The sequence below is a fragment of the Cedecea sp. B1(4) genome (assembly GCF_059414925.1).
Genome location: NZ_JCAHMZ010000245.1, coordinates 1 through 778 on the forward strand (window position 1 = coordinate 1; position 778 = coordinate 778).

1 protein-coding gene is annotated in these 778 nt (G+C 61.8%); it reads right to left on the reverse strand.

Annotated features, from left to right (window positions below):
- Positions 1–149 precede the first annotated feature (149 nt).
- Positions 150–749 (reverse strand): RNA polymerase sigma factor RpoE, encoded by a 600-nt coding sequence (rpoE, locus tag ACR6JA_RS22805; protein ID WP_006389292.1) that lies wholly within the window; start codon positions 747–749, stop codon positions 150–152.
- Positions 750–778: the final 29 nt, after the last annotated feature.

Sequence of the window (778 nt, forward strand, 5' to 3'; positions counted from 1 at the left end):
TCCCAGGTCTGTCGCCCTTCGCGGGTCAACAGGCCGGAGAGAATATCGTCGGTTTCTTCCCCGTCCATCCAGGCGGAAACGGATTCCTCCCAGGCGGCTTCGGAAGAAACGACGGACTTGGCTGCTGTAGTCTGCATGACTGCCACTCCTTACCAGCGACGCTCGGCATCGGTGCCAAGCAATGGGCGCAACTTGGTCGCAATGGCTTCTCGCGCACGGAAAATGCGGGAGCGCACCGTACCAATGGGGCAGTCCATGCTCTGGGCGATGTCTTCGTAACTCATACCTTCGATTTCACGCAGGACGATTGCGGTGCGCAATTCCTCGGGCAATTCCTCGATGGCCGCGTTCACCGTTTCGGCGATCTCGCGGCTGGCCACCATGGACTCCGGCGTGCTTATATCGGTTAGGTTGTCGGTTTCGTTAAAAGTTTCACCGTCTTCCGTTTCTATCGCATTGGGCGCGCTCGGCCGCCGTCCCTGGGACGCAAGCCAATTTCGGGCCGTATTGATGGCGATACGATACAACCAGGTGTAGAACGCGCTCTCCCCCCGGAACTGGGGCAAGGCCCGGTAGGCCTTGATGAACGCTTCCTGGGCCACGTCCTCGATCTCAGCGGGGTCGCGGATCATGCGGGCCAGCAGGCGGAGGATCTTGCGCTGGTACTTGAGCACCAGCAGGTCGAAGGCCTTCTTGTCGCCCCGCTGGACGCGCGCGACAAGCTCGGCGTCGACTTCGCGCTCGCTCATGAGGCCTCCCGCAGGCGGACCGTCCGGGG

Bases quoted from the DNA above. Each gene is read 5' to 3' on its own strand.
- rpoE (WP_006389292.1), bottom strand. From the start codon at position 749: ATGAGCGAGCGCGAAGTCGACGCCGAGCTTGTCGCGCGCGTCCAGCGG.